The organism is Rhizobium sp. AG207R, assembly GCF_027109195.1.
Taxonomy (GTDB): Bacteria; Pseudomonadota; Alphaproteobacteria; order Rhizobiales; family Rhizobiaceae; genus Rhizobium; species Rhizobium dioscoreae.
The window spans coordinates 19,075-36,556 of record NZ_JAEPVT010000016.1; the positions used below are offsets into that span (position 1 = coordinate 19,075).

A 17,482-nucleotide genomic window follows, 5' to 3' on the forward strand; every position below is an offset into this window, starting at 1 on the left:
AAAAATGTGCCCGGCGACAACAGACATGGCCGGGATCGGGAGGAAGACGATGCCGGAAAAAGCCGCCCGCTGCCTGGGCACCATGTTTCAGCGCATATCGATCGCGATCAATGCCGAAAAAGACCGCCTCTCCGAGTTGGATGGCGCAATCGGCGACGCCGATCACGGCATCACCATGTCTCTCGGCTTCATGGCCGTGAATGCGGAGCTCGCAAAGCTCGATCTTGCGCAAGCATCGCCCTCGGAGATCTTCTCCACCGCAGCCTCCGCCTTCCTGGATGCCGTCGGCGCCTCGACCGGCCCGCTCTATGCCACCGCCTTCCGGCGGGCCTCGCAAGCGCTGAAGGCGGATGAATCCCTCTCTCCGGCCTGCCAGGCCATGATCATCGACGAGATGCGGGCCGGCATCCAGCAGCGTGGCAAGGGCCAGCGCGGCGACAAGACCATGCTCGACGCATGGATCCCCGCCGCCGAAGCCGCCATCGATGCAAAGGCAGCTTCACGCGATGTTGCCGCCATGTGGAGCGCCGTAATCGACGCTGCCGAAGCTGGAGCGAATTCCACAAGCTCCATGGTGGCCGCCCGCGGCCGCGCGGCGCGGCTGGGGGAAAGGTCGCTCGGGCATATCGACCCGGGGGCGGCTTCGGCGGTGATTATTCTGCGGGCGATGCGGGATACGTTTGTGGAGGATAAGGCCGGCGGTTAAGCGATTAGGAGCCTACTAACATGTGATGTTGCTAAATTGTTCTCACCAATGCCCGCTCGATATTGGTTAGCCAGCTCTCGTCGTTCCGATTTTCAAGCTTGTCGATGCAATAACTACATGTCCGGATGCTCAATCCGCTCCATTCGTTGTAACGCAGTCGGCGAATAGATCCGCTCCGGCAAAGCAACTTCCTCGCGCAAGCAGATCGCAGCACTATTCATTCCCGCGCCGCGGTTGCCTGACGGTCTCGGACGGCATCTCGCCGAAGGATTGATAGTAAAGTGCAGCGAAGCGGCCCATATGAGAAAATCCCCAATCGCGCGCAATGTCGGCAACCAACCGTGAATGGCCCGAATCCATAAGGGTTTTGCGCGCACCCTGCAGTCGTATGTTCCGCAAGTAGCCAAGAGGCGTTGTGTTCTTGAACTGCTGAAACGCCGCCTGCAAGGACCGCACGCTCGTTCCGGCTTCCCGGGCAATATCGGCCATCCTGATGTCTGCACCGGCATTGGCGTGCATATATTCCATCGCGCGTTTCAACTGCCTCGGGATGGCCGGTGACGCCGGTCGCAGCAATTGAACCGAGTAGTTGTGCGGGACGGTTTCAAGCAAAGCGATCATCATCGCCTGCAGGAGCCTTTCGATGAATGCGGCCGAAGATCGTTCTGCGCCGCCTGTCGCGAGATCCTGCCACAGGAGATTTGCAAGCGTTGCGACCTGCATGCCTCGCCCCGACATCAGATCGACCGGACCGGTAAATTTCAGATCATCTCGAACCGGTGCGTCCAGCAACTCGCTCAGCTGCCGGACCATAGCCGGCTTCTCGAACGCCATACCCATATGACCGCGCTGTTCGAACAATGTCAGATGTTCAAAACATGACATATCGGCCAGCAGACCCCTGCCCGGCAGCGACTCCAGCTGCCGCCCTTCCGTCTCGATCAGCATCCTGCCAGCGGTCGGCAGATAAAGGCCGTAGGCATCGGGACCGCCGGACAATTTGACGCTCATGCCGGAATGACATTTGCCGCGCCAGATGCTGCAGGAACCGATCGTGTAGTGACGATCCACCACCGAAATCGTGCCGCGGCCATTGAGAGGCTCGACAATGGCGGGAAACAGGGTTCTCGCATAATGCGCCGTCATCTCCTCGGCATCGGCCTTATCGACTTTGAACACCGAGAGCGTCGCGTAGGTCAAATAATCCTCTCTTGTGCCGCATCGGCGGATTATCTTTCAGGCTTCAATTATATCCCTGAAAGTAAATCCTCACTCACATCTCCATTTGAGATAAATCTAGATGATAAACAAAATCAATTCGATAAACAATAAATATTACAATTGCAACCATATGGATATATCAGCATCTCCTCACTGCATGCATTTTGATTATACTTATATTATTTCATAATATGATCCGACCTTCAGGAATATATTTTATACCTAAACCAAAACCTCGGCTAATACGCCGACTTCCGTGTGCGCCGACGCTAAGTGCCTGAGTATTCCTCGGATGCCTTTGAGCCACTTGACGGAATGTTATCGATAACATAGCCTCCTCCCATCGAAGCTTTGGGAGGAGCAGGATGGACAACGGAAAGCTGCTCGAATTTTCCGATATCACCAAGGAATTTGGCGGAACGCGCGCGCTGTCGAACGTATCTCTCGACCTGCAGCGGGGCGAAATTCTCGCGCTTCTCGGAGAGAATGGCGCGGGCAAATCGACGCTCATCAAGACCTTGGCAGGCATCTACAAGCCGGATGGCGGGCAGATCCTGTTTGGCGGCAAGCCCTATCATCATCGCCCGCCGCAACCCAATCAGCGCCAGCCGGTCGCCTTTATCCATCAAGATCTCGGACTGATCGAATGGATGACGGTGGGCGAGAATGTCGGGCTCGCCCAGGGCTATTCCCTGCGCGGACGGCTGATTGATTGGCGGGCGACGGAGCGGCGCACCGCGGAAGCGCTAAAACTCGTCGGCTGCGATTTCGATCCGTCGACCCGCGTTCAGGAGCTGACCCGTACGGAAAAGTCGCTCGTGGCAATCGCCCGCGCACTCGCTGTCGAAGCCGACGTGCTTGTGCTTGACGAGCCCACAGCCAGCCTGCCCGCCGATGAGGTCGAAAAGCTCTTTGCTGCCATCCGCCCGCTGAAAGAGCGCGGCGTGGCCATGATCTACGTCTCGCACCGGCTCGACGAAATCTTCCGTATCGCCGACCGCGTCGCCGTGCTGCGCGATGGTCAGCTGGTGGGCCAAAAGCCAGTCTCCGAGACGACGCCGGATGAGCTCATCCGCATGATCGTCGGGCGCAAGGCGGACCAGCTCTTCGTTAAGGCGGAAAGAAGCGCCGGGCCTGCCATCGTTTCCGTAAAAGAGCTCACCTGCCGCGGCGCAGGACCTGTGTCCTTCGATATCCGACAGGGCGAATTGCTCGGTCTCGTCGGCCTGCGCGGCGCCGGTCAGGAATTGATCGGACGGGCGCTGTTCGGTTGCGAGCCATCGCAGGGCAGCGTTCGCTTGAATGGGGCCGCACCCGACCTTTCCAGCACCGTCGCCGCGATGGCTTCGGGCATCGGCCTGATCGCCAGGGATCGGACGGAAGAATCCGTCGCCATGTCGCTCAGCCTGCGTGAAAATACCTTCCTCAATCCCGGCGCCTCCGGACGAAGCCTGTTTTCGTTCCTGTCTCCACGCCGCGAAGCAGAAGCTGCCTATTCACTTGGAAGCCGTGTCGGCCTTAGGCCTAACGATCAGAGCCTTGCCATCGAAGCCCTATCCGGCGGCAATCAGCAGAAGGTCGTCGTGGGACGATGGCTGGCGACGGGACGCAAATTGCTGATCGCCGAGGATCCGACCGCCGGCGTCGATGTCGGCGCCAAGGCAGACATCTATCGGCTGATTGCCGAGGCGGTCGAGGCTGGCCTTGCCGTTCTCGTCGTCTCCACCGATTTCGAGGAAATCGCTCACATCTGCCATCGTGCCCTGGTGTTTTCGCGCGGGAGGATCGTGCGCGAACTCAGCGATGCCGACCTTACAACACCGGCGGTCATCGCTGCCGCGTCTGCATCCGAAGCGGCCTGAACCGGAGGAGAACACCATGCAATCGATCGAATCCAACGCGCTTGAGCCGACCCGCGCCGAGCTCTCAGCCATGAGCCTCGGCCAGAAGATCCAGCGCTTGCTGCCCGTCTATGGCCTCGTCATCCTGACGGTCTTCCTGATCCTGCTTTTCTCGATTCTGCTACCGCAGACATTCCCGACGATGCTCAATCTGCGTTCGATCATTTCGGACAAAACGATCATCGCCATCCTGTCGCTGGCCGCGATGATCCCGATGGCGGCGGGGCGCATCGATCTGACCATCGGCTACGGCATCGTGCTCTGGCATGTGCTGGCGATCAGCCTTCAGACGATGTTCGGCCTGCCCTGGCCGGTTGCGGTCCTGATCGTCATCGCGCTTGGCGCACTGACCGGCTTTCTGAACGGCCTGCTGGTGGAGATTGCCAAGATCGATAGCTTCATCGCAACGCTCGGCACGGGCACTGTTCTTTATGCAATCGCACTCTGGCATACCGGCGGCCGGCAGGTCGTGGGCATGCTGCCGCAAGGATTTTATGCGCTGAACGGCACGATGGTCTTCGGCCTGCCGATCACCGGCATCTATGTCCTGGCGCTTGCCTTCGTCATGTGGATCGTCCTCGAATATCTGCCGATCGGCCGCTATATCTACGCGATCGGCGCCAATCCAAAGGCTGCCGCGCTCAACGGCATTCCCGTCCGCCGCTTCGTCATCGGCGCCTTCGTTACCTCGGGAACACTTGCCGCCATTGCCGGCGTCCTCCTTGCCTCCAAGCTGCGCATTGGCCAGGCAAGCGTCGGGCTCGAATATCTTCTGCCTGCATTGGTCGGCGCATTCCTCGGATCGACCACCATCAAGCCCGGTCGCGTCAACGTCTGGGGCACGATGATCGGCGTCATCATTCTGGCAGTTGGTATTGCCGGCATCCAGCAGTTCGGCGGCTCCTTCTATGTCGAGCCTCTATTCAATGGCGTCACCCTGCTCGTCGCGATCGGTATTGCCGGTTACGCCCAGCGCCGCCGCAGCCATGCAGGACGCATGGCCCCCGCCCAGGCGCCGCAACTTTCCGCCAAGCCGGCGGAGAAATGAAGATCATCTGAAGTTCGAATGTTCAAAGGGAGGAGAAGACATGAACCGTAGAAAATTCCTGCAGGCCACGACAGCGATCCTGGTGCTATGCGCCGGCCAGGCCTATGCCGATCCGTTGGCGGATGCGAAGGCCGTCGTCGATAAATACGCAACCCCGGTCACCAAATGGGACGGCCCGACGACAGGTCCGAAAGCGCAGACCGGCAAGACCATCGTCGTGCTCGCGGGCGATCTCAAGAATGGCGGCATTCTCGGCGTGAGCAACGGTGTCGAGGAAGCGGCGAAGGCGATCGGCTGGGAGGTGAAGGTTCTCGATGGCGCGGGCTCCATCGGCGGCCGTACAGCGGCCTTCGGTCAGGCGATAGCGCTGCAGCCCGCCGGCATCATCATCGACGGCTTCGATGCCGTCGAACAGGCCCCTGCGCTGGAACAGGCGAAGGCCGCCAAAATCCCTCTGGTCGCCTGGCATGCCGGCCCGGTGATCGGCCCCGACGACAAGAACGGCCTCTTCGCCAATGTCAGCACCGACGCTATGGAAGTCTCGAAAGCAGCCGCCGACTGGGCATTCGTCGATGCCAAGGGCAAGCCGGGCGTCATCATCTTCACCGACTCCACCTATGCGATCGCTATCGCCAAGGCCGACAAAATGAAGCAGGAGATCGAGCGTCTGGGCGGCAAGGTTCTCGAATATGTCGATACGCCGATTGCCGAGACATCGCAGCGCATGCCGCAGCTCACGACATCCCTCCTTCAGAAATACGGTGACAGCTGGACGCATTCGCTTGCGATCAACGACCTTTATTTCGATTTCATGGGTCCATCGCTCGCCTCCGCCGGCAAGAGCGGCACCGATGCGCCGATCAATGTCGCTGCCGGCGATGGCTCGCAATCGGCCTATGAACGCATCCGCGCTGGTCAATTCCAGAAGGTTACGGTTGCCGAACCCCTTAATCTCCAGGGCTGGCAATTGGTCGATGAACTCAATCGTGCCTTCGCCGGTGAAAAATGGTCCGGCTATCTCTCACCGCTACACGTCGTGACGGCAGACAATATCCAATCCGATGGCGGCCCGAAGAACACCTTCGATCCGGACAACGGTTACAAGGACGAGTATAAGAAGATCTGGGGTAAATGATCCCAGGGACGGGACGTGGCCTGGCTTAATGGCCGGGCCACATCATTCGACAACAACACTAAGCTTGGCGGCTGCTATCGCGTGCAATCAGTTGCGGCAAGATCCTGACATCAGGAATCGACTGCGTGCCATCGAGAATATCCAGGATCAATTGTGCAGTCCGCTCGCCGATCTCACGCGCGAAGGCATTGATCGTCGTCAAAGTCGGCACGCAGACCTCGCCGATTTCATAATTGCCGAAACCACCGATGGAAAAGCGTTCCGGCACCGGAATCCCGAGCCGCCGACATTCGGTAAGTGCACCGTAGGCGGCAAGATCCGAGACGCAGACGACGGCTTCCGTATCGGGATAGAGCTCGATCAGTTTAGCCATGGCATTGGCACCCTCCCGCATCGAGATCGGCGGCGATCCGGCTGCAATCAGCCTGGAAGCATCGAGACCATACGCCTGCATCGCGGCGATGAAGCCAAGCCGGCGTTCGCTACCGCGTGAATCGCGCTGGACATCACCACCGATGAAGGCGATGCGGCGACAGCCGAGTGCGACGAAATGATCGACCATATCGCGCATGACGGCTCGGTTGGAAAAGCCGACATAATGGCCGATCGGATCGGTCGGGATATCCCAAGTCTCGATCACGGGGATTGCAACTGTCTGCAGAAGTTTACGCGCTCGCTGCGTATGCGTGCCGCCGGTCACGACGATCGCCTGCGGTCTGCGGCGGAGCAGCTGCTCAATCAGCCGCTCCTCCTCTTCGACATCGTAGTTCGTATAGCCAAGTAGGATCTGCATGTCCCGCTTGGATAAGGTGTCCGAGAGGCCGCCGACCGTATCCGCGAAGTTGGCATTGTTGATGGATGGAATGGTAACGGCGACAAAGCCGGACTTTTGCGAACGCAGGTTGGATGCTGTGCTGTCGAAGACATAGCCCAGCTCTTCCGCCGTTCGCAGGATCGCCTCGCGCGTCTCCGGACTGACCAGGCTATCGGCCTTGAAGGCACGCGACACGGTCATGGGAGAAACTCCCATGACGCGGGCTATGTCTGCCATAGTCGGCGTTTTGCGATCGTTACTCATCAATGGCCTATGTTATCGTTACCATCAGAGTAGTATGCCTCTTCCTAGAATAGCAAGAGGCGCTCTCAGCTATGCCGCCATGCGCGCAAGACAGTATGGGCGCCGTGCATCGGAAAGCGCCCGCGGATGGCGGTCTAGAGCTCAAACTCATGGGCGAGCGTCACATGATGATGGATGCGCCCCTCGAAAAAGCGCGAGAGAACCGCTTCCGTCGCAGCACGTGCCTCCGTGCGCACCGGACTTGCAAGCGCCTTCTCCACGGCGGCCATATCCGGATAGTTCACGGCCAAAATCATCGGGAACTCCGGGGCACCTTCATCTCGGGCCTCGGCAAAGGTAACCCGCACGTCGAGGGCACCCGGAAACTGCTTCCACTTCGGCAGAATGGTTTCCATGACAGCCGTTCGAAACGCCTCTGCCTCTCCGTCTTTGACCTTGCCTTCGAATAATGCGTATCGGGTAATCATCCGGCGATCTCCTTGTTCGGCCCTTTGAAGAATTCCATCAGCGCGGCCTGATCCTCACCGCCAAGCCCGGAAGCCGTCAGCATGCGGTGTATCTCGGCACAGACCGCCGTCAGCGGCATGGCGGTATTGGTCCTGCGAGCGAGATCCTGAGCGCCGTTCAGATCCTTGACCATGTTGTCGATGCGGCCGGTGCGGCGATAATCCTTGCTGACGTAGCGCGGCATATATTCCTGCAGGATGGCGCTGTCGGCCCGTCCGCCCTTCAGCGCCTGCGGGATTTTCGCAGCATCGACGCCGGCATCGAGCGCCAGTTGCGTTGCTTCGGCGACGGCGAGGAAATTCAATGCGCAAAGAACCTGATTGATGAGCTTCGTGGTCTGGCCCGCACCGACGGGACCCATATGCGTGTAGTTCGAGGCCACATGGCGCAGAACCTTATGTGCATCGGTGACATCCTGCTCGCTGCCGCCGGCCATCAGCGTCAATTGTCCGATCAGGGCCTTTGGCGCCCCACCGGATAGCGGGCTATCCACCCAGCGCAGCCTCTTTTCCGCAGCCTCTGCGGCTAGGGCCTTTGTCGCATCGGGGTCGATCGACGACATATCGATGATCAGCGTGCCCGGTTTAGCACCTGCGGCAACACCTTCAGGTCCGAAAACGGCGGCATGGACGATCTTCGGCGAATTGAGGCTGAGGATGACGAAATCGGAAACGGCAGCAGCGGTCGCCGCACTGGCGGCAGCCGTGGCGCCTTTTGCAGTCAGTGCCGCGACCTTCTCCTTGTCGAGATCGAAGACAGTGAGTTGGTTGCCCGTCTCCACCAGGCGAGCGCCGATCGCTCCGCCCATTGCACCGGCGCCGATCAGCGCCACCTTGCTGCTCATGATTGCGTCTCCTCCAAGGCAATTAAGATGGCCGCCACAACTTGATCCAGCGGCTGATCGATATCGACGGTGATCGCCTGCTCGTCGGCCCCCGGCGGCTCGAGCGCGGCAAATTGACTGGCGAGCAAAGCCGGCGGCATGAAGTGATCGCGCCTTGCCTGCATGCGTTTCAGAATGGTTTCCCTCGTACCGGCGAGATGAATGAAGGAGACCGGCGCGCCGACGACCTCGCGGATCCGGTCACGATAAATGCGCTTCAGCGCCGAACACCCAATCAGCGCGATCTCATTCGCCAAAGTCAGGCGCTGACCGATCTTGTCGAGCCAGGGCCATCGATCGGCATCCGTCAGAGGAATGCCGGCGCTCATCTTGGCGATGTTGGCCACGGGATGAAGATCATCACCATCGACATAAATGCCGCCAACGCGCGCTGCGAGTGCCGAGCCAACGGACGACTTGCCGCAGCCGCTGACGCCCATGATGACGAAGTGGCGCGGCAAAACGCCATCAGAGCGAAGCCGTGATGCCGCCGTCGACATAGAGCACATGACCGTTGACGAAAGAGGAGGCATCGGAAGCAAGGAAGATACAGGCGCCAACCAATTCTTCGACGCGACCCCACCGGCCGGCCGGCGTGCGCTTTTCGAGCCACGCGGAGAAATCGGCATCTGCAACGAGAGCTGCGTTCAACGGCGTATCGAAATAACCGGGCGCGATGGCGTTGCATTGCAGCCCATGCTTCGCCCAATCCGTCGCCATACCCTTCGTCAGATTGCCGACGGCGCCCTTGGTTGCCGTGTATGGCGCAATCGAGGGCCGCGCCAGCGCCGTCTGCACGCTTGCGATGTTGATGATCTTTCCGGCGCCGCGCTTGATCATATGACGGGCGACCGCCTGGCCAACATTGAAAACGCTCGAGATGTTCGTCCGCAGAAGCCGCTCGAAGGCGTCGGCGGGAAAATCCTCCAGCGGCGTGCGAAACTGCATGCCGGCATTGTTGACGAGAATATCGATCGCCCCCGTCTCGGCTTCGAACGCATCCACGGCTCGACGCGCGGCCTCGTGATCGGTGGCATCGAATGGCAGCACATGCACCTTGCCTGCAAAGTCTTCAGCCGCCTTGGCAAGCTTTTCCTTGTCGCGGCCGTTGAGCACCGGGTCGGCGCCAGCAGCCGCCAGGCCCTTGGCGAGCGCAAGCCCGATACCTTGGGAAGAACCCGTCACCAGGGCACGACGCCCTTTCAGATCGAAAAGACCAAGAGACATCGTTTCCTCCGTTTTTTATCTCGACATTGGTCGCCTCCCTTGTTTATGTTATCGATAACATTTGATGTCAAGGGAGGATGCGTGAGATGAACAAACCACCGATCCTGCAGATTGGCCCCTACCCGCAATGGGATCAAGAGCCGCTCGACGCGACGTTCGAGGTTCATCGCTATTTCGAGGCTGCCGACAAGGACAAATTGCTCGCCGAGGTCGGACCATCGATCAGGGGTATTGCGACACGCGGCGAACTCGGTGCCAACCGCGCCATGATCGAGGCCTGCCCCAAACTGGAAGTCATTTCGGTCTATGGCGTCGGCTTCGATGCCGTCGACCTGCAAGCCTGCCGCGAGCGCGGCATTCGCGTCACCAACACCCCCGACGTCCTGACCAACGATGTCGCGGATTTGGGAATTGCGATGATGCTCTGCCTGTCGCGCGGCATGATCGGCGCGGAGACATGGGTGCGTGACGGCAGCTGGGCGCAAAAGGGACTTTACCCCCTCAAGCGCCGCGTCTGGGGACGGCGTGCCGGCGTGCTCGGTCTTGGCCGCATCGGCTTCGAAGTCGCCAAACGCTTGAAGGGCTTCGACATGCAGATTGCCTATTCGGACGTCGAGGCGAAATCCTACGCCTCCGATATGGCCTTCGTGGCCGATCCCGTCGAGCTCGCGACACAATCGGATTTCCTGTTCGTCACGCTCGCTGCTTCAGCGGCAACGCGGCATATTGTCGGTCATAAGGTGATCGAGGCGCTCGGCCCGGAAGGGATGTTGATCAACATCTCCCGCGCGTCCAATATAGACGAAGAGGCACTGCTTGACGCGCTGGAGGCCGGCAAGCTCGGATCGGCAGCGCTCGACGTCTTCGAAGGCGAGCCGAAGCTCAATCCGCGCTTCCTGGCGCTGAACAATGTGCTGCTGCAGCCTCACCATGCCTCCGGCACGGTCGAGACGCGCAAGGCCATGGGTAAGCTCGTGCGCGACAATCTCGCCGCTCATTTCGCCGGCCAGGCGCTGCCGACACCCGTTCTTTGAGGGAAAAAGACATGAAGGCCATCATCGCCCACGCCGCCAAGGATGTGCGTATCGAGGATTATCCGGAGGAAGAACCGGGTGCGGGAGAAGTGAAGCTGAAGCTCGCAACAGGCGGCGTCTGCGGCAGCGACCTGCACTACTACCATCACGGCGGCTTCGGCACCGTGCGCCTGAAGGAGCCGATGATCCTTGGGCACGAGGTCAGCGCGACCGTCACCGCGCTCGGCCCGGGCGTGCAAGGGCTCGAGATCGGTCAGCTCGTTGCCGTCTCCCCCTCCCGCCCATGCCGGACTTGCCGCTACTGTCTGCAGGGATTGCCCAATCAATGCCTCAACATGCGCTTTTATGGCAGCGCCATGCCCTTCCCGCACATCCAGGGTGCGTTCCGCGAGACGCTGGTGGCCGATGCCATCCAATGCGTGCCGGCCGATGGTCTGACAGCGGGTGAAGCGGCCATGGCGGAACCTTTGGCCGTGACCTTGCATGCCACGCGGCGAGCGGGCGAGATGCTCGGCAAGCGCGTCCTCGTGACCGGCTGCGGTCCGATCGGCGTTCTCTCGATCCTGGCCGCACGCCGTGCCGGTGCCGTCGAGATCGTCGCAACCGATCTTTCGGATTTCACCTTGTCGCTTGCCAGGCAAGCGGGTGCCGACAGGGTCATCAATACAAAGAACGAGCCCGAAGCGCTTGCCGCCTATTCCGCGGACAAGGGCACTTTCGACGTGCTCTACGAATGCTCGGGCGCTGCCGCTGCCCTTGCCGGCGGCATTACCGCATTGAGGCCGCGGGGGATTATCGTACAGCTTGGTATCGGCGGCGACATGAGCTTGCCGATGCTGGCGATCACGGCCAAGGAACTGGAACTACGCGGCTCTTTCCGCTTTCATGAGGAGTTTACCGTCGGCGTCGATCTGATGCGCAAGCGTCTCATCGATGTGCGGCCGCTCATCACCCATACGGTACCGCTTGCCGACGCGATCAGCGCCTTCGAGATCGCTTCGGATCGAAGCCAGGCGATGAAGGCGCAGATCGCCTTTACCTGAACCGAAACGGCGCGAAATCCACCGATCGAAAGCGAAAATGGATTTCGCGCTCACGTCCGGCCTAGTCGAGATCGGCGCCGATCGCTTTGAGCGCAGCGCGCGCAACCTGCTCGTCCTGCTCGCCTGACCCGGAACCAACGCCGATACCGCCGACAAGCGTGCCGCCGACACGGATGGGCAAGCCCCCGCGCAAACCCGTCATGCCACCATGGGTCGCGATCGCCAGCGGCACTCGCGCATGCTCCGGCAGCGAATGGCTCGGCCCGCCGATGGAAGCAGCCGTCTGTGCCTTGGCAGTGGCGCTTTTCAGCGACTGAAAACGTGAACCGTGCATGCGGAAGGACCCTAGCATCACGCCGGATTGATCGACGATGACGATGCATTGCGGCTGCCCCATCTGCGAAGCAGCCGAGATCGCAGCGGTCAACAACGTCATCACTCCTTCGTCGCTCAAGACACTCGACGCCAGAACATGGCTCATGCACTATCCTCCCGACTTGCGGACTCTATTGAATATGTTATCGATAACACATCGATCTCTCGATGTAACCTTATGGGAGGTGTTGTTACAATGTCGTTCTTCGAGATCATGGACCCGGCCTTCGGGAAATTTGTTCTTGGCAATGCTCCCGTCAAGCAGATCGCCACCGGTTTCGACTGGGTGGAAGGGCCTGTCTGGTTCGGAGATCTGAACTGCCTGCTCTTCTCGGATATCCCGAATAACCGCATCATGCGCTGGATACCGGGGCTAGGCACCAGCATCTTTCGCGAACCCTCGAATTTTTCGAACGGCCATACGCGTGACCGGCAGGGCCGGCTCGTCAGCTGCGAGCATGGCGGCAGGCGTGTCACGCGAACGGAATATGACGGCTCCATCACGGTCATCGCCGATCGGTTCCAGGGCAAGCGCCTGAATTCACCCAACGATGTCATCGTCGCCTCTGACGGCGCCATCTGGTTCACCGATCCACACTACGGCATTGCGACGGACTACGAAGGATACAGGAGCGAGCAGGAGCTGCCCTGCAATGTTTATCGCGTCGATCCCGATGGCTCCATGCAGGCCGTCTTGACGGATTTCAACTGCCCGAACGGCCTCGCCTTCAGCCCTGACGAGAAGAAGCTTTATGTCGCCGATACCGGTCGTATGCATGGCAGCGATCCGCAGCATATCCGGGTCTTCAATGTCGGTGAAAACTGGCGGCTATCCGGCGGCGAAGTATTTCATGCGATTTCACCGGGCTGCGCCGACGGCATGCGCCTCGACAGCGATGGCAATCTCTGGTCGTCGGCCGCCGACGGTGTGCATTGCATCGCCCCCGACGGCCATCTCATGGGCAAGATCCTGGTGCCGGAAACGGTCTCCAACCTCTGCTTCGGCGGCCGCGGCAAGCACAAGCTGTTCATCACAGCGACGACCAGCGTTTATTCGATCTCGCTCAACCGAAGCGGCGCACTTTAACACCAGGGCTGGGACCGCATTACGAAACGATCCGTAAAGCGGCGCAGCAACAAGGACAGCCCTATCGAGGCTTCGGAAAAGCCAGCGATCCTGGATTGCTTGGAGACCGGTAGAGACGTTCAATACGGAAATGCTGCAGCGACAATCGCCGGGATCATCTGGCGATCGTCGCTGTCGGATGACGGAATATCAGCGCAGGTCGGCTTGCGGTACGGAACGTACCGCCGCATGCGCAATCGACGCGAGATTGGCGGACAAGGCGCGTTCTTGCCTGCGTGCAGCATCCTGTAGCAGATCCGCCATCCGGGTTACGGATATGCGATCTGCGCGCATGACCTGGCGGATCAGCGGATCTTTAAGAACTTCGGCGATCGTCAAGTCCCTTTGGGTCATGGTTACCTCCTGTTCGTTAGCGCAGAAGATAGACCGCTTAATTAGCACTGCGATGTCAAAAGCCGGACAAAAACAAGGCAGTTCGTTCAATTTTGTTACAGATTAATCGCAAATCGAATGAAGGGACATATTCCCAAAATACAATAGGACCCTAGTTGTCGGCTAAGGAAGGGTTGATCAATTGCGATCAGCCTTAAGTGGGAGGGCCGTTTGCTCCGCGAACGCGCAACGTTTTTGCAATAAATTAGACCATAATTTTGCAACTTTTGCGCTTATAGCCTCGCGGCGCTGCGGCTCTATAGTGTAACACCAACGATCGGCCACGCGATGTACTCAGATCAGTCCACAGAAGACGAGCGTCTCATCTATCATGCAGATCTTCTCAGCCAGCTCTCCAATCCCAAGCGCCTGGAGGTCTGTATTCATCTGTCCGGCCATGAGGAAGATGTGAACAGCCTGGCCAAGAAGCTGGGCATATCGCAATCCGCGCTCAGCCAGCACCTGACCCGCCTGCATCATTCCGGTATCGTGAAAGTGCGCCGTCAGGCGCAGTTCAGATATTATACCTGCGATCATCCAGGCGTCCTGCAGATCCTGAAGACGCTTGCCGGGATTTTCGACGCCGAACTCAAACCGGCGAGACCGAAGACCGGCGACAATGACGATCACGACAAAAAACCATGACAAAGAGCCGATGCGGCTTTGCCGCCATCGGCCACCGAATGCGAATTTCGGATGTCGATGGATCGCGCAGGCATGCTATGACCAATCGCAATTGCTCACACGCCGCGCCTGTTTCCCCAGATGATCACATGCAATTGCGGCAGCACCCTCGCTTCGAACCATCGGTCATCGCCGACCTTTTCCACGAGCCAGCGCATCCGCTCGACGATGCCGTCGATATCGACAAGCGCATCTTCTGCATCGGCTGGCGGCGGCGTGTGATTGCCGGGTTGCAGATAGACGGACAATTGGGGATAGCGAGCGGCCGCGTCCCGCGCATATTCATAGTCGAGATCGTCGAATATGACGATCTTCAAAGCGATTTGCGGTCCGTCGCCTGCCATGCGCAGACAGTCGTCGAAGGCGGTCCAGTCCGTCGTCATGCCACTCGAAGGTGGCTTCGGGCTGAGCACCAGCACATCGAGTTCGGCAAACCACTCCTTGGCCAGGCTCCCTTGAGTCTCCAGCGCGAAGCGATATCCCTCCGCATGACCGCGTGCAATCAGCGGGCCGAGCGGCTGGATCGCGGGATTGCCGCCGGAGAGCGAGATCGTCAGCGGCTTACCGCCGGAAAGCCGTGTCACCTCTTGCCAGATCTCATCGACCGGCATCGGCCGCCATTGATCGCGATAGTCGCTGTCAACGGCATGCAGCGTATCGCACCAGGAACAGCGATAATCGCAGCCGCCGGTGCGAACGAAAATCGTCGGAAGACCGATCAGGATCCCCTCGCCCTGGATCGTCGGCCCAAAGATCTCGCTGACGCGGATGAGCGCGCCGCTCATGGCCGGTATTCCGCCCAGGTCTTCGGCGTCTCGCTGACCCGCACAGCGGATGCTTCCGGCAATCGTTCCTTGCACCAGTCGTAGAAATGCTTGGCGAGATATTCGGACGTGACGCGATCATGTCCGAAGACATCGTTCAGATGACGATGATCGAAGGTTTCATCGATATAGCGCTTTAACGGCTGTAGCTCATGATAGTCTCGCACGAAGCCGTTCTGATCGAGTTCTGTTGCCGAAAGCTCCACCACGACAATGTAATTGTGCCCGTGCATGCGCGCGCACTGGTGATCATCGGGCAGATGCGAAAGCTGATGCGAGGCGGAGAAGTGGAATTCCTTGGTGATGCGGTACATCACTTCACCTCTTCAGCCGAAAAGCCCGATGTCGCAGCAATCCAGAAATCGGCATCCTCATATTCGGTCGGATCCTCAATGCCGGCGAGATGAAAGGCCTCGCGCCGCTCAACGCAGGTGCCGCAGCGGCCGCAATGACGTTTCCCGCCCTTGTAGCAGGACCAGGTTTCGGCAAAGGGGGTCTTGTGCCGGGCACCGTCGGCAACGATATCCGCCTTGGAAATCGTCACATAGGGCGCATAGAGCGAAACGCTGGCATAGCCGTCGAGCGCATGGTGCTGCATCTGCTGGAAGGCGTCTATGAAACCCGGGCGACAGTCGGGATAGATGAAATGATCGCCGCCATGAACCGCGACGGCAACAGCGTCCGCCTTTTGCGCAGCCGCAAGCCCGAAGGCGATCGCCAGCATGATCGCATTGCGGTTCGGCACGACCGTCGCCTTCATGGTTTCCTCGGCATAGTGCCCATCCGGCACCGCGACATCATCTGTCAGAGCCGATCCGGTCAAATGCTTGCCGATGGCGGTGATGTCGATGATCTCATGCGGCACGCCGAGACGCTTGGCGCAGGCGCTTGCGAATTCCAGCTCCTTGCGGTGCCTTTGACCGTAATCGAAGGAGACGAGGCCGATAAGCTGATGTTCGGCTGCGACCTTATGGGTGAGCGAAACGGAGTCCAATCCGCCGGAGCAGATCACGATAGTCTTCATAATTCAGGATCCCTTGTTTTGACCGGGTGGGCTGCGACCGGATTTCATGGCTCTTCAAAGCCACGGCCGGCTCACTAGCAGCAGAACCGGGAGGAAACAAGGCATTCCGCAACATTTCATGGCAACGCGCCGGCACCTGCCGGCGCGTCGAGGTTTTGTAAGGCCGTCAGCTGACCCCAGCAAACTTCCCGGAAATATTCAGATCTGGATAGTAACCCGCCGGCTTGCCACCGACCGTTTGGCCGCCCGTCAAGCTGCCCTGGATCTCCGATCCGAAGAAGGAATAGGGGAAAGTCGCCGGCAGGGCGCTGACCTCGTCCAGGCGCCGCCGCAGTTCGTCCGGTATCGTGAACTCAAGGGTGCCGAGATTGTCCCTCAGTTGTTCCAGTTTCGTGGCGCCAATGATGATCGAGGCAATACCAGGCTGGGTCATCGCCCAGTTGACCGCGACCTGTGCCATGCTGCGGCCGAGCTCGGTCGCCACCTTCTCCAGCTCGGCAACAACAGCCCAGTTGCGCTCGTTGAATTTCTGGAAGCCTGGATTGGTCGTACCACGCACGGTTTCCAGCCGGCCCGCGGTCTGCCTCTCGCTGCTCGGCCGATATTTACCGCTCAGCAGACCGCTCGCAAGCGGGCTCCAGGCCATGATACCTGCCCCGTAGCGTGTGCCAAACGGCACGAATTCATTTTCGATGTTGCGTTCGGCCAGCGAATATTCGAGCTGAAGTGCGGAGATCGGCTCGTAGCCGCGATGTTCGGCCACCGCCTGGGCTCTGCTGGCGTACCATGCCGGAACATCGGACAAGCCGACATGCCGCACCTTGCCCGAGCGAACGAGGTCATCGAAGGTGCGCATCACTTCCTCTGGCGGCGTCAGGCGATCCCAGCAATGCATGAGATAGAGATCGATGTAATCCGTATTCAGCCGCTTCAGCGACCCCTCGACAGACCGCAGGATATTCTTGCGGCCATTGCCGGCCGCATTCGGCGTTTGTGCGGTAAGGTTCATGGTGAACTTGGTTGCGATAACGGCGTCGTCGCGCAAGCCGCGCTCGGCGATGAATTCACCGAGCCAAGCCTCAGACGTACCGCCCGTATAGGCATCGGCAGTGTCGAAGAAATTGCCGCCGGCGTCGACATAGGCATTGAAGATCGCCCGTGCCGTTTCCTTGTCTGCCCCCCAACCCCATTCCGTGCCGAAGGTCATGGTGCCAAGGGCGAGCCGTGTTACCTTCAAGCCGCTATTGCCCAGCGTATAAAATTCCATGCTCAT

General features: G+C 59.6%; 20 protein-coding genes. 8 read left to right on the forward strand and 12 right to left on the reverse strand.

Going from position 1 to position 17,482, the window contains the following annotated elements; translation table 11 throughout:
* Positions 1-49: 49 nt before the first annotated feature.
* Positions 50-706, forward strand: a complete 657-nt coding sequence (gene dhaL, locus JJQ51_RS29620) for a dihydroxyacetone kinase subunit DhaL (RefSeq protein ID WP_113352409.1) — start codon at positions 50-52, stop codon at positions 704-706.
* A 213-nt stretch (positions 707-919) separates the two neighbouring features.
* On the opposite strand, the gene JJQ51_RS29625 is transcribed toward dhaL, so the two are convergent.
* On the reverse strand, positions 920-1,906 hold the full coding sequence (locus tag JJQ51_RS29625; protein ID WP_162749434.1) for an AraC family transcriptional regulator: 987 nt from the start codon (positions 1,904-1,906) through the stop codon (positions 920-922).
* 386 nt (positions 1,907-2,292) lie between these two features.
* Between JJQ51_RS29625 and JJQ51_RS29630 the strand changes: the two genes are divergently transcribed.
* Genes JJQ51_RS29630 through JJQ51_RS29640 form a run of 3 tightly spaced genes read left to right on the forward strand, consistent with a single transcriptional unit; the run spans position 2,293 to position 6,011 of the window.
* Complete coding sequence (locus JJQ51_RS29630) at positions 2,293-3,789, forward strand: sugar ABC transporter ATP-binding protein (RefSeq protein WP_113352410.1); 1,497 nt, start codon at positions 2,293-2,295, stop codon at positions 3,787-3,789.
* A gap of 16 nt (positions 3,790-3,805) precedes the next feature.
* Positions 3,806-4,876: an ABC transporter permease gene (locus JJQ51_RS29635; protein WP_069615586.1), complete on the forward strand. Its 1,071-nt coding sequence runs from the start codon at positions 3,806-3,808 to the stop codon at positions 4,874-4,876.
* 40 nt (positions 4,877-4,916) lie between these two features.
* Positions 4,917-6,011: an ABC transporter substrate-binding protein gene (locus tag JJQ51_RS29640; RefSeq protein ID WP_113352411.1), complete on the forward strand. Its 1,095-nt coding sequence runs from the start codon at positions 4,917-4,919 to the stop codon at positions 6,009-6,011.
* A 58-nt stretch (positions 6,012-6,069) separates the two neighbouring features.
* Here the strand turns inward: JJQ51_RS29640 and JJQ51_RS29645 are convergent, their stop codons facing one another.
* From JJQ51_RS29645 to JJQ51_RS29665, 5 genes are all read right to left on the reverse strand, one after another.
* The gene (locus JJQ51_RS29645; RefSeq protein WP_113332780.1) at positions 6,070-7,089 is read right to left on the reverse strand and encodes a LacI family DNA-binding transcriptional regulator; all 1,020 of its coding nucleotides are present in this window, start codon (positions 7,087-7,089) and stop codon (positions 6,070-6,072) included.
* Between the two features lie 134 nt (positions 7,090-7,223).
* Positions 7,224-7,556, reverse strand: a complete 333-nt coding sequence (locus JJQ51_RS29650; RefSeq protein ID WP_095436432.1) for a hypothetical protein — start codon at positions 7,554-7,556, stop codon at positions 7,224-7,226.
* Positions 7,553-8,440, reverse strand: a complete 888-nt coding sequence (locus JJQ51_RS29655) for an NAD(P)-dependent oxidoreductase (protein WP_113352412.1) — start codon at positions 8,438-8,440, stop codon at positions 7,553-7,555. Before JJQ51_RS29655 ends, JJQ51_RS29650 begins: the two co-directional genes overlap by 4 nt.
* The gene (locus JJQ51_RS29660) at positions 8,437-8,979 is read right to left on the reverse strand and encodes a gluconokinase (protein WP_113352413.1); all 543 of its coding nucleotides are present in this window, start codon (positions 8,977-8,979) and stop codon (positions 8,437-8,439) included. The genes JJQ51_RS29655 and JJQ51_RS29660 overlap by 4 nt, the downstream gene beginning before the upstream one ends.
* Positions 8,948-9,706, reverse strand: a complete 759-nt coding sequence (locus tag JJQ51_RS29665) for an SDR family oxidoreductase (protein ID WP_113352414.1) — start codon at positions 9,704-9,706, stop codon at positions 8,948-8,950. The genes JJQ51_RS29660 and JJQ51_RS29665 overlap by 32 nt, the downstream gene beginning before the upstream one ends.
* A gap of 86 nt (positions 9,707-9,792) precedes the next feature.
* On the opposite strand from JJQ51_RS29665, the gene JJQ51_RS29670 reads away from it, so the two are divergent.
* On the forward strand, positions 9,793-10,740 hold the full coding sequence (locus JJQ51_RS29670) for a 2-hydroxyacid dehydrogenase (protein WP_162746389.1): 948 nt from the start codon (positions 9,793-9,795) through the stop codon (positions 10,738-10,740).
* Between the two features lie 11 nt (positions 10,741-10,751).
* Positions 10,752-11,783: an L-idonate 5-dehydrogenase gene (locus JJQ51_RS29675; protein WP_269245629.1), complete on the forward strand. Its 1,032-nt coding sequence runs from the start codon at positions 10,752-10,754 to the stop codon at positions 11,781-11,783.
* Positions 11,784-11,844: 61 nt separating this feature from the next.
* Here the strand turns inward: JJQ51_RS29675 and JJQ51_RS29680 are convergent, their stop codons facing one another.
* Positions 11,845-12,264, reverse strand: coding sequence for a GlcG/HbpS family heme-binding protein (locus JJQ51_RS29680; RefSeq protein ID WP_145323771.1), 420 nt, complete (start codon positions 12,262-12,264; stop codon positions 11,845-11,847).
* Between the two features lie 90 nt (positions 12,265-12,354).
* On the opposite strand from JJQ51_RS29680, the gene JJQ51_RS29685 reads away from it, so the two are divergent.
* Positions 12,355-13,245 (forward strand): SMP-30/gluconolactonase/LRE family protein, encoded by an 891-nt coding sequence (locus tag JJQ51_RS29685; protein WP_113352418.1) that lies wholly within the window; start codon positions 12,355-12,357, stop codon positions 13,243-13,245.
* Positions 13,246-13,434: 189 nt separating this feature from the next.
* Here JJQ51_RS29685 and JJQ51_RS29690 read toward each other — a convergent pair whose 3' ends face one another.
* Positions 13,435-13,638 carry a hypothetical protein gene (locus JJQ51_RS29690; RefSeq protein ID WP_269245630.1) on the reverse strand — a complete coding sequence of 68 codons (204 nt, stop codon included), beginning with the start codon at positions 13,636-13,638 and terminating at the stop codon, positions 13,435-13,437.
* A gap of 327 nt (positions 13,639-13,965) precedes the next feature.
* On the opposite strand from JJQ51_RS29690, the gene nrcR reads away from it, so the two are divergent.
* Entirely contained in the window at positions 13,966-14,322 is a 357-nt protein-coding gene (nrcR, locus tag JJQ51_RS29695; RefSeq protein ID WP_113332789.1) for a transcriptional regulator NrcR, read from the forward strand.
* A 95-nt stretch (positions 14,323-14,417) separates the two neighbouring features.
* Here the strand turns inward: nrcR and queE are convergent, their stop codons facing one another.
* The 4 genes from queE to JJQ51_RS29715 all read right to left on the reverse strand — a co-directional run bounded on the left by queE (position 14,418) and on the right by JJQ51_RS29715 (position 17,482).
* Positions 14,418-15,146 carry a 7-carboxy-7-deazaguanine synthase QueE gene (gene queE / locus JJQ51_RS29700; protein ID WP_269245631.1) on the reverse strand — a complete coding sequence of 243 codons (729 nt, stop codon included), beginning with the start codon at positions 15,144-15,146 and terminating at the stop codon, positions 14,418-14,420.
* On the reverse strand, positions 15,143-15,499 hold the full coding sequence (gene queD / locus JJQ51_RS29705) for a 6-carboxytetrahydropterin synthase QueD (protein ID WP_113332791.1): 357 nt from the start codon (positions 15,497-15,499) through the stop codon (positions 15,143-15,145). Before queD ends, queE begins: the two co-directional genes overlap by 4 nt.
* Positions 15,499-16,209, reverse strand: a complete 711-nt coding sequence (gene queC, locus JJQ51_RS29710) for a 7-cyano-7-deazaguanine synthase QueC (RefSeq protein ID WP_269245632.1) — start codon at positions 16,207-16,209, stop codon at positions 15,499-15,501. Before queC ends, queD begins: the two co-directional genes overlap by 1 nt.
* A 166-nt stretch (positions 16,210-16,375) precedes the next feature.
* Entirely contained in the window at positions 16,376-17,482 is a 1,107-nt protein-coding gene (locus tag JJQ51_RS29715; RefSeq protein ID WP_269245633.1) for an aldo/keto reductase, read from the reverse strand.

What these genes read in the sequence shown, in the direction of transcription:
- queE (WP_269245631.1), bottom strand. Translation starts at nt 15,146, where the DNA reads ATGAGCGGCGCGCTCATCCGCGTCAGCGAGATCTTTGGGCCGACGATC.
- JJQ51_RS29670 (WP_162746389.1), top strand. Translation starts at nt 9,793, where the DNA reads ATGAACAAACCACCGATCCTGCAGATTGGCCCCTACCCGCAATGGGAT.
- JJQ51_RS29685 (WP_113352418.1), top strand. Translation starts at nt 12,355, where the DNA reads ATGTCGTTCTTCGAGATCATGGACCCGGCCTTCGGGAAATTTGTTCTT.
- JJQ51_RS29650 (WP_095436432.1), bottom strand. Translation starts at nt 7,556, where the DNA reads ATGATTACCCGATACGCATTATTCGAAGGCAAGGTCAAAGACGGAGAG.
- JJQ51_RS29640 (WP_113352411.1), top strand. Translation starts at nt 4,917, where the DNA reads ATGAACCGTAGAAAATTCCTGCAGGCCACGACAGCGATCCTGGTGCTA.
- JJQ51_RS29655 (WP_113352412.1), bottom strand. Translation starts at nt 8,440, where the DNA reads ATGAGCAGCAAGGTGGCGCTGATCGGCGCCGGTGCAATGGGCGGAGCG.
- JJQ51_RS29680 (WP_145323771.1), bottom strand. Translation starts at nt 12,264, where the DNA reads ATGAGCCATGTTCTGGCGTCGAGTGTCTTGAGCGACGAAGGAGTGATG.
- JJQ51_RS29630 (WP_113352410.1), top strand. Translation starts at nt 2,293, where the DNA reads ATGGACAACGGAAAGCTGCTCGAATTTTCCGATATCACCAAGGAATTT.
- dhaL (WP_113352409.1), top strand. Translation starts at nt 50, where the DNA reads ATGCCGGAAAAAGCCGCCCGCTGCCTGGGCACCATGTTTCAGCGCATA.
- nrcR (WP_113332789.1), top strand. Translation starts at nt 13,966, where the DNA reads ATGTACTCAGATCAGTCCACAGAAGACGAGCGTCTCATCTATCATGCA.
- queC (WP_269245632.1), bottom strand. Translation starts at nt 16,209, where the DNA reads ATGAAGACTATCGTGATCTGCTCCGGCGGATTGGACTCCGTTTCGCTC.
- JJQ51_RS29690 (WP_269245630.1), bottom strand. Translation starts at nt 13,638, where the DNA reads ATGACCCAAAGGGACTTGACGATCGCCGAAGTTCTTAAAGATCCGCTG.
- JJQ51_RS29635 (WP_069615586.1), top strand. Translation starts at nt 3,806, where the DNA reads ATGCAATCGATCGAATCCAACGCGCTTGAGCCGACCCGCGCCGAGCTC.
- JJQ51_RS29715 (WP_269245633.1), bottom strand. Translation starts at nt 17,482, where the DNA reads ATGAGCATGGAATTTTATACGCTGGGCAATAGCGGCTTGAAGGTAACA.
- queD (WP_113332791.1), bottom strand. Translation starts at nt 15,499, where the DNA reads ATGTACCGCATCACCAAGGAATTCCACTTCTCCGCCTCGCATCAGCTT.
- JJQ51_RS29675 (WP_269245629.1), top strand. Translation starts at nt 10,752, where the DNA reads ATGAAGGCCATCATCGCCCACGCCGCCAAGGATGTGCGTATCGAGGAT.
- JJQ51_RS29645 (WP_113332780.1), bottom strand. Translation starts at nt 7,089, where the DNA reads ATGAGTAACGATCGCAAAACGCCGACTATGGCAGACATAGCCCGCGTC.
- JJQ51_RS29665 (WP_113352414.1), bottom strand. Translation starts at nt 9,706, where the DNA reads ATGTCTCTTGGTCTTTTCGATCTGAAAGGGCGTCGTGCCCTGGTGACG.
- JJQ51_RS29660 (WP_113352413.1), bottom strand. Translation starts at nt 8,979, where the DNA reads ATGTCGACGGCGGCATCACGGCTTCGCTCTGATGGCGTTTTGCCGCGC.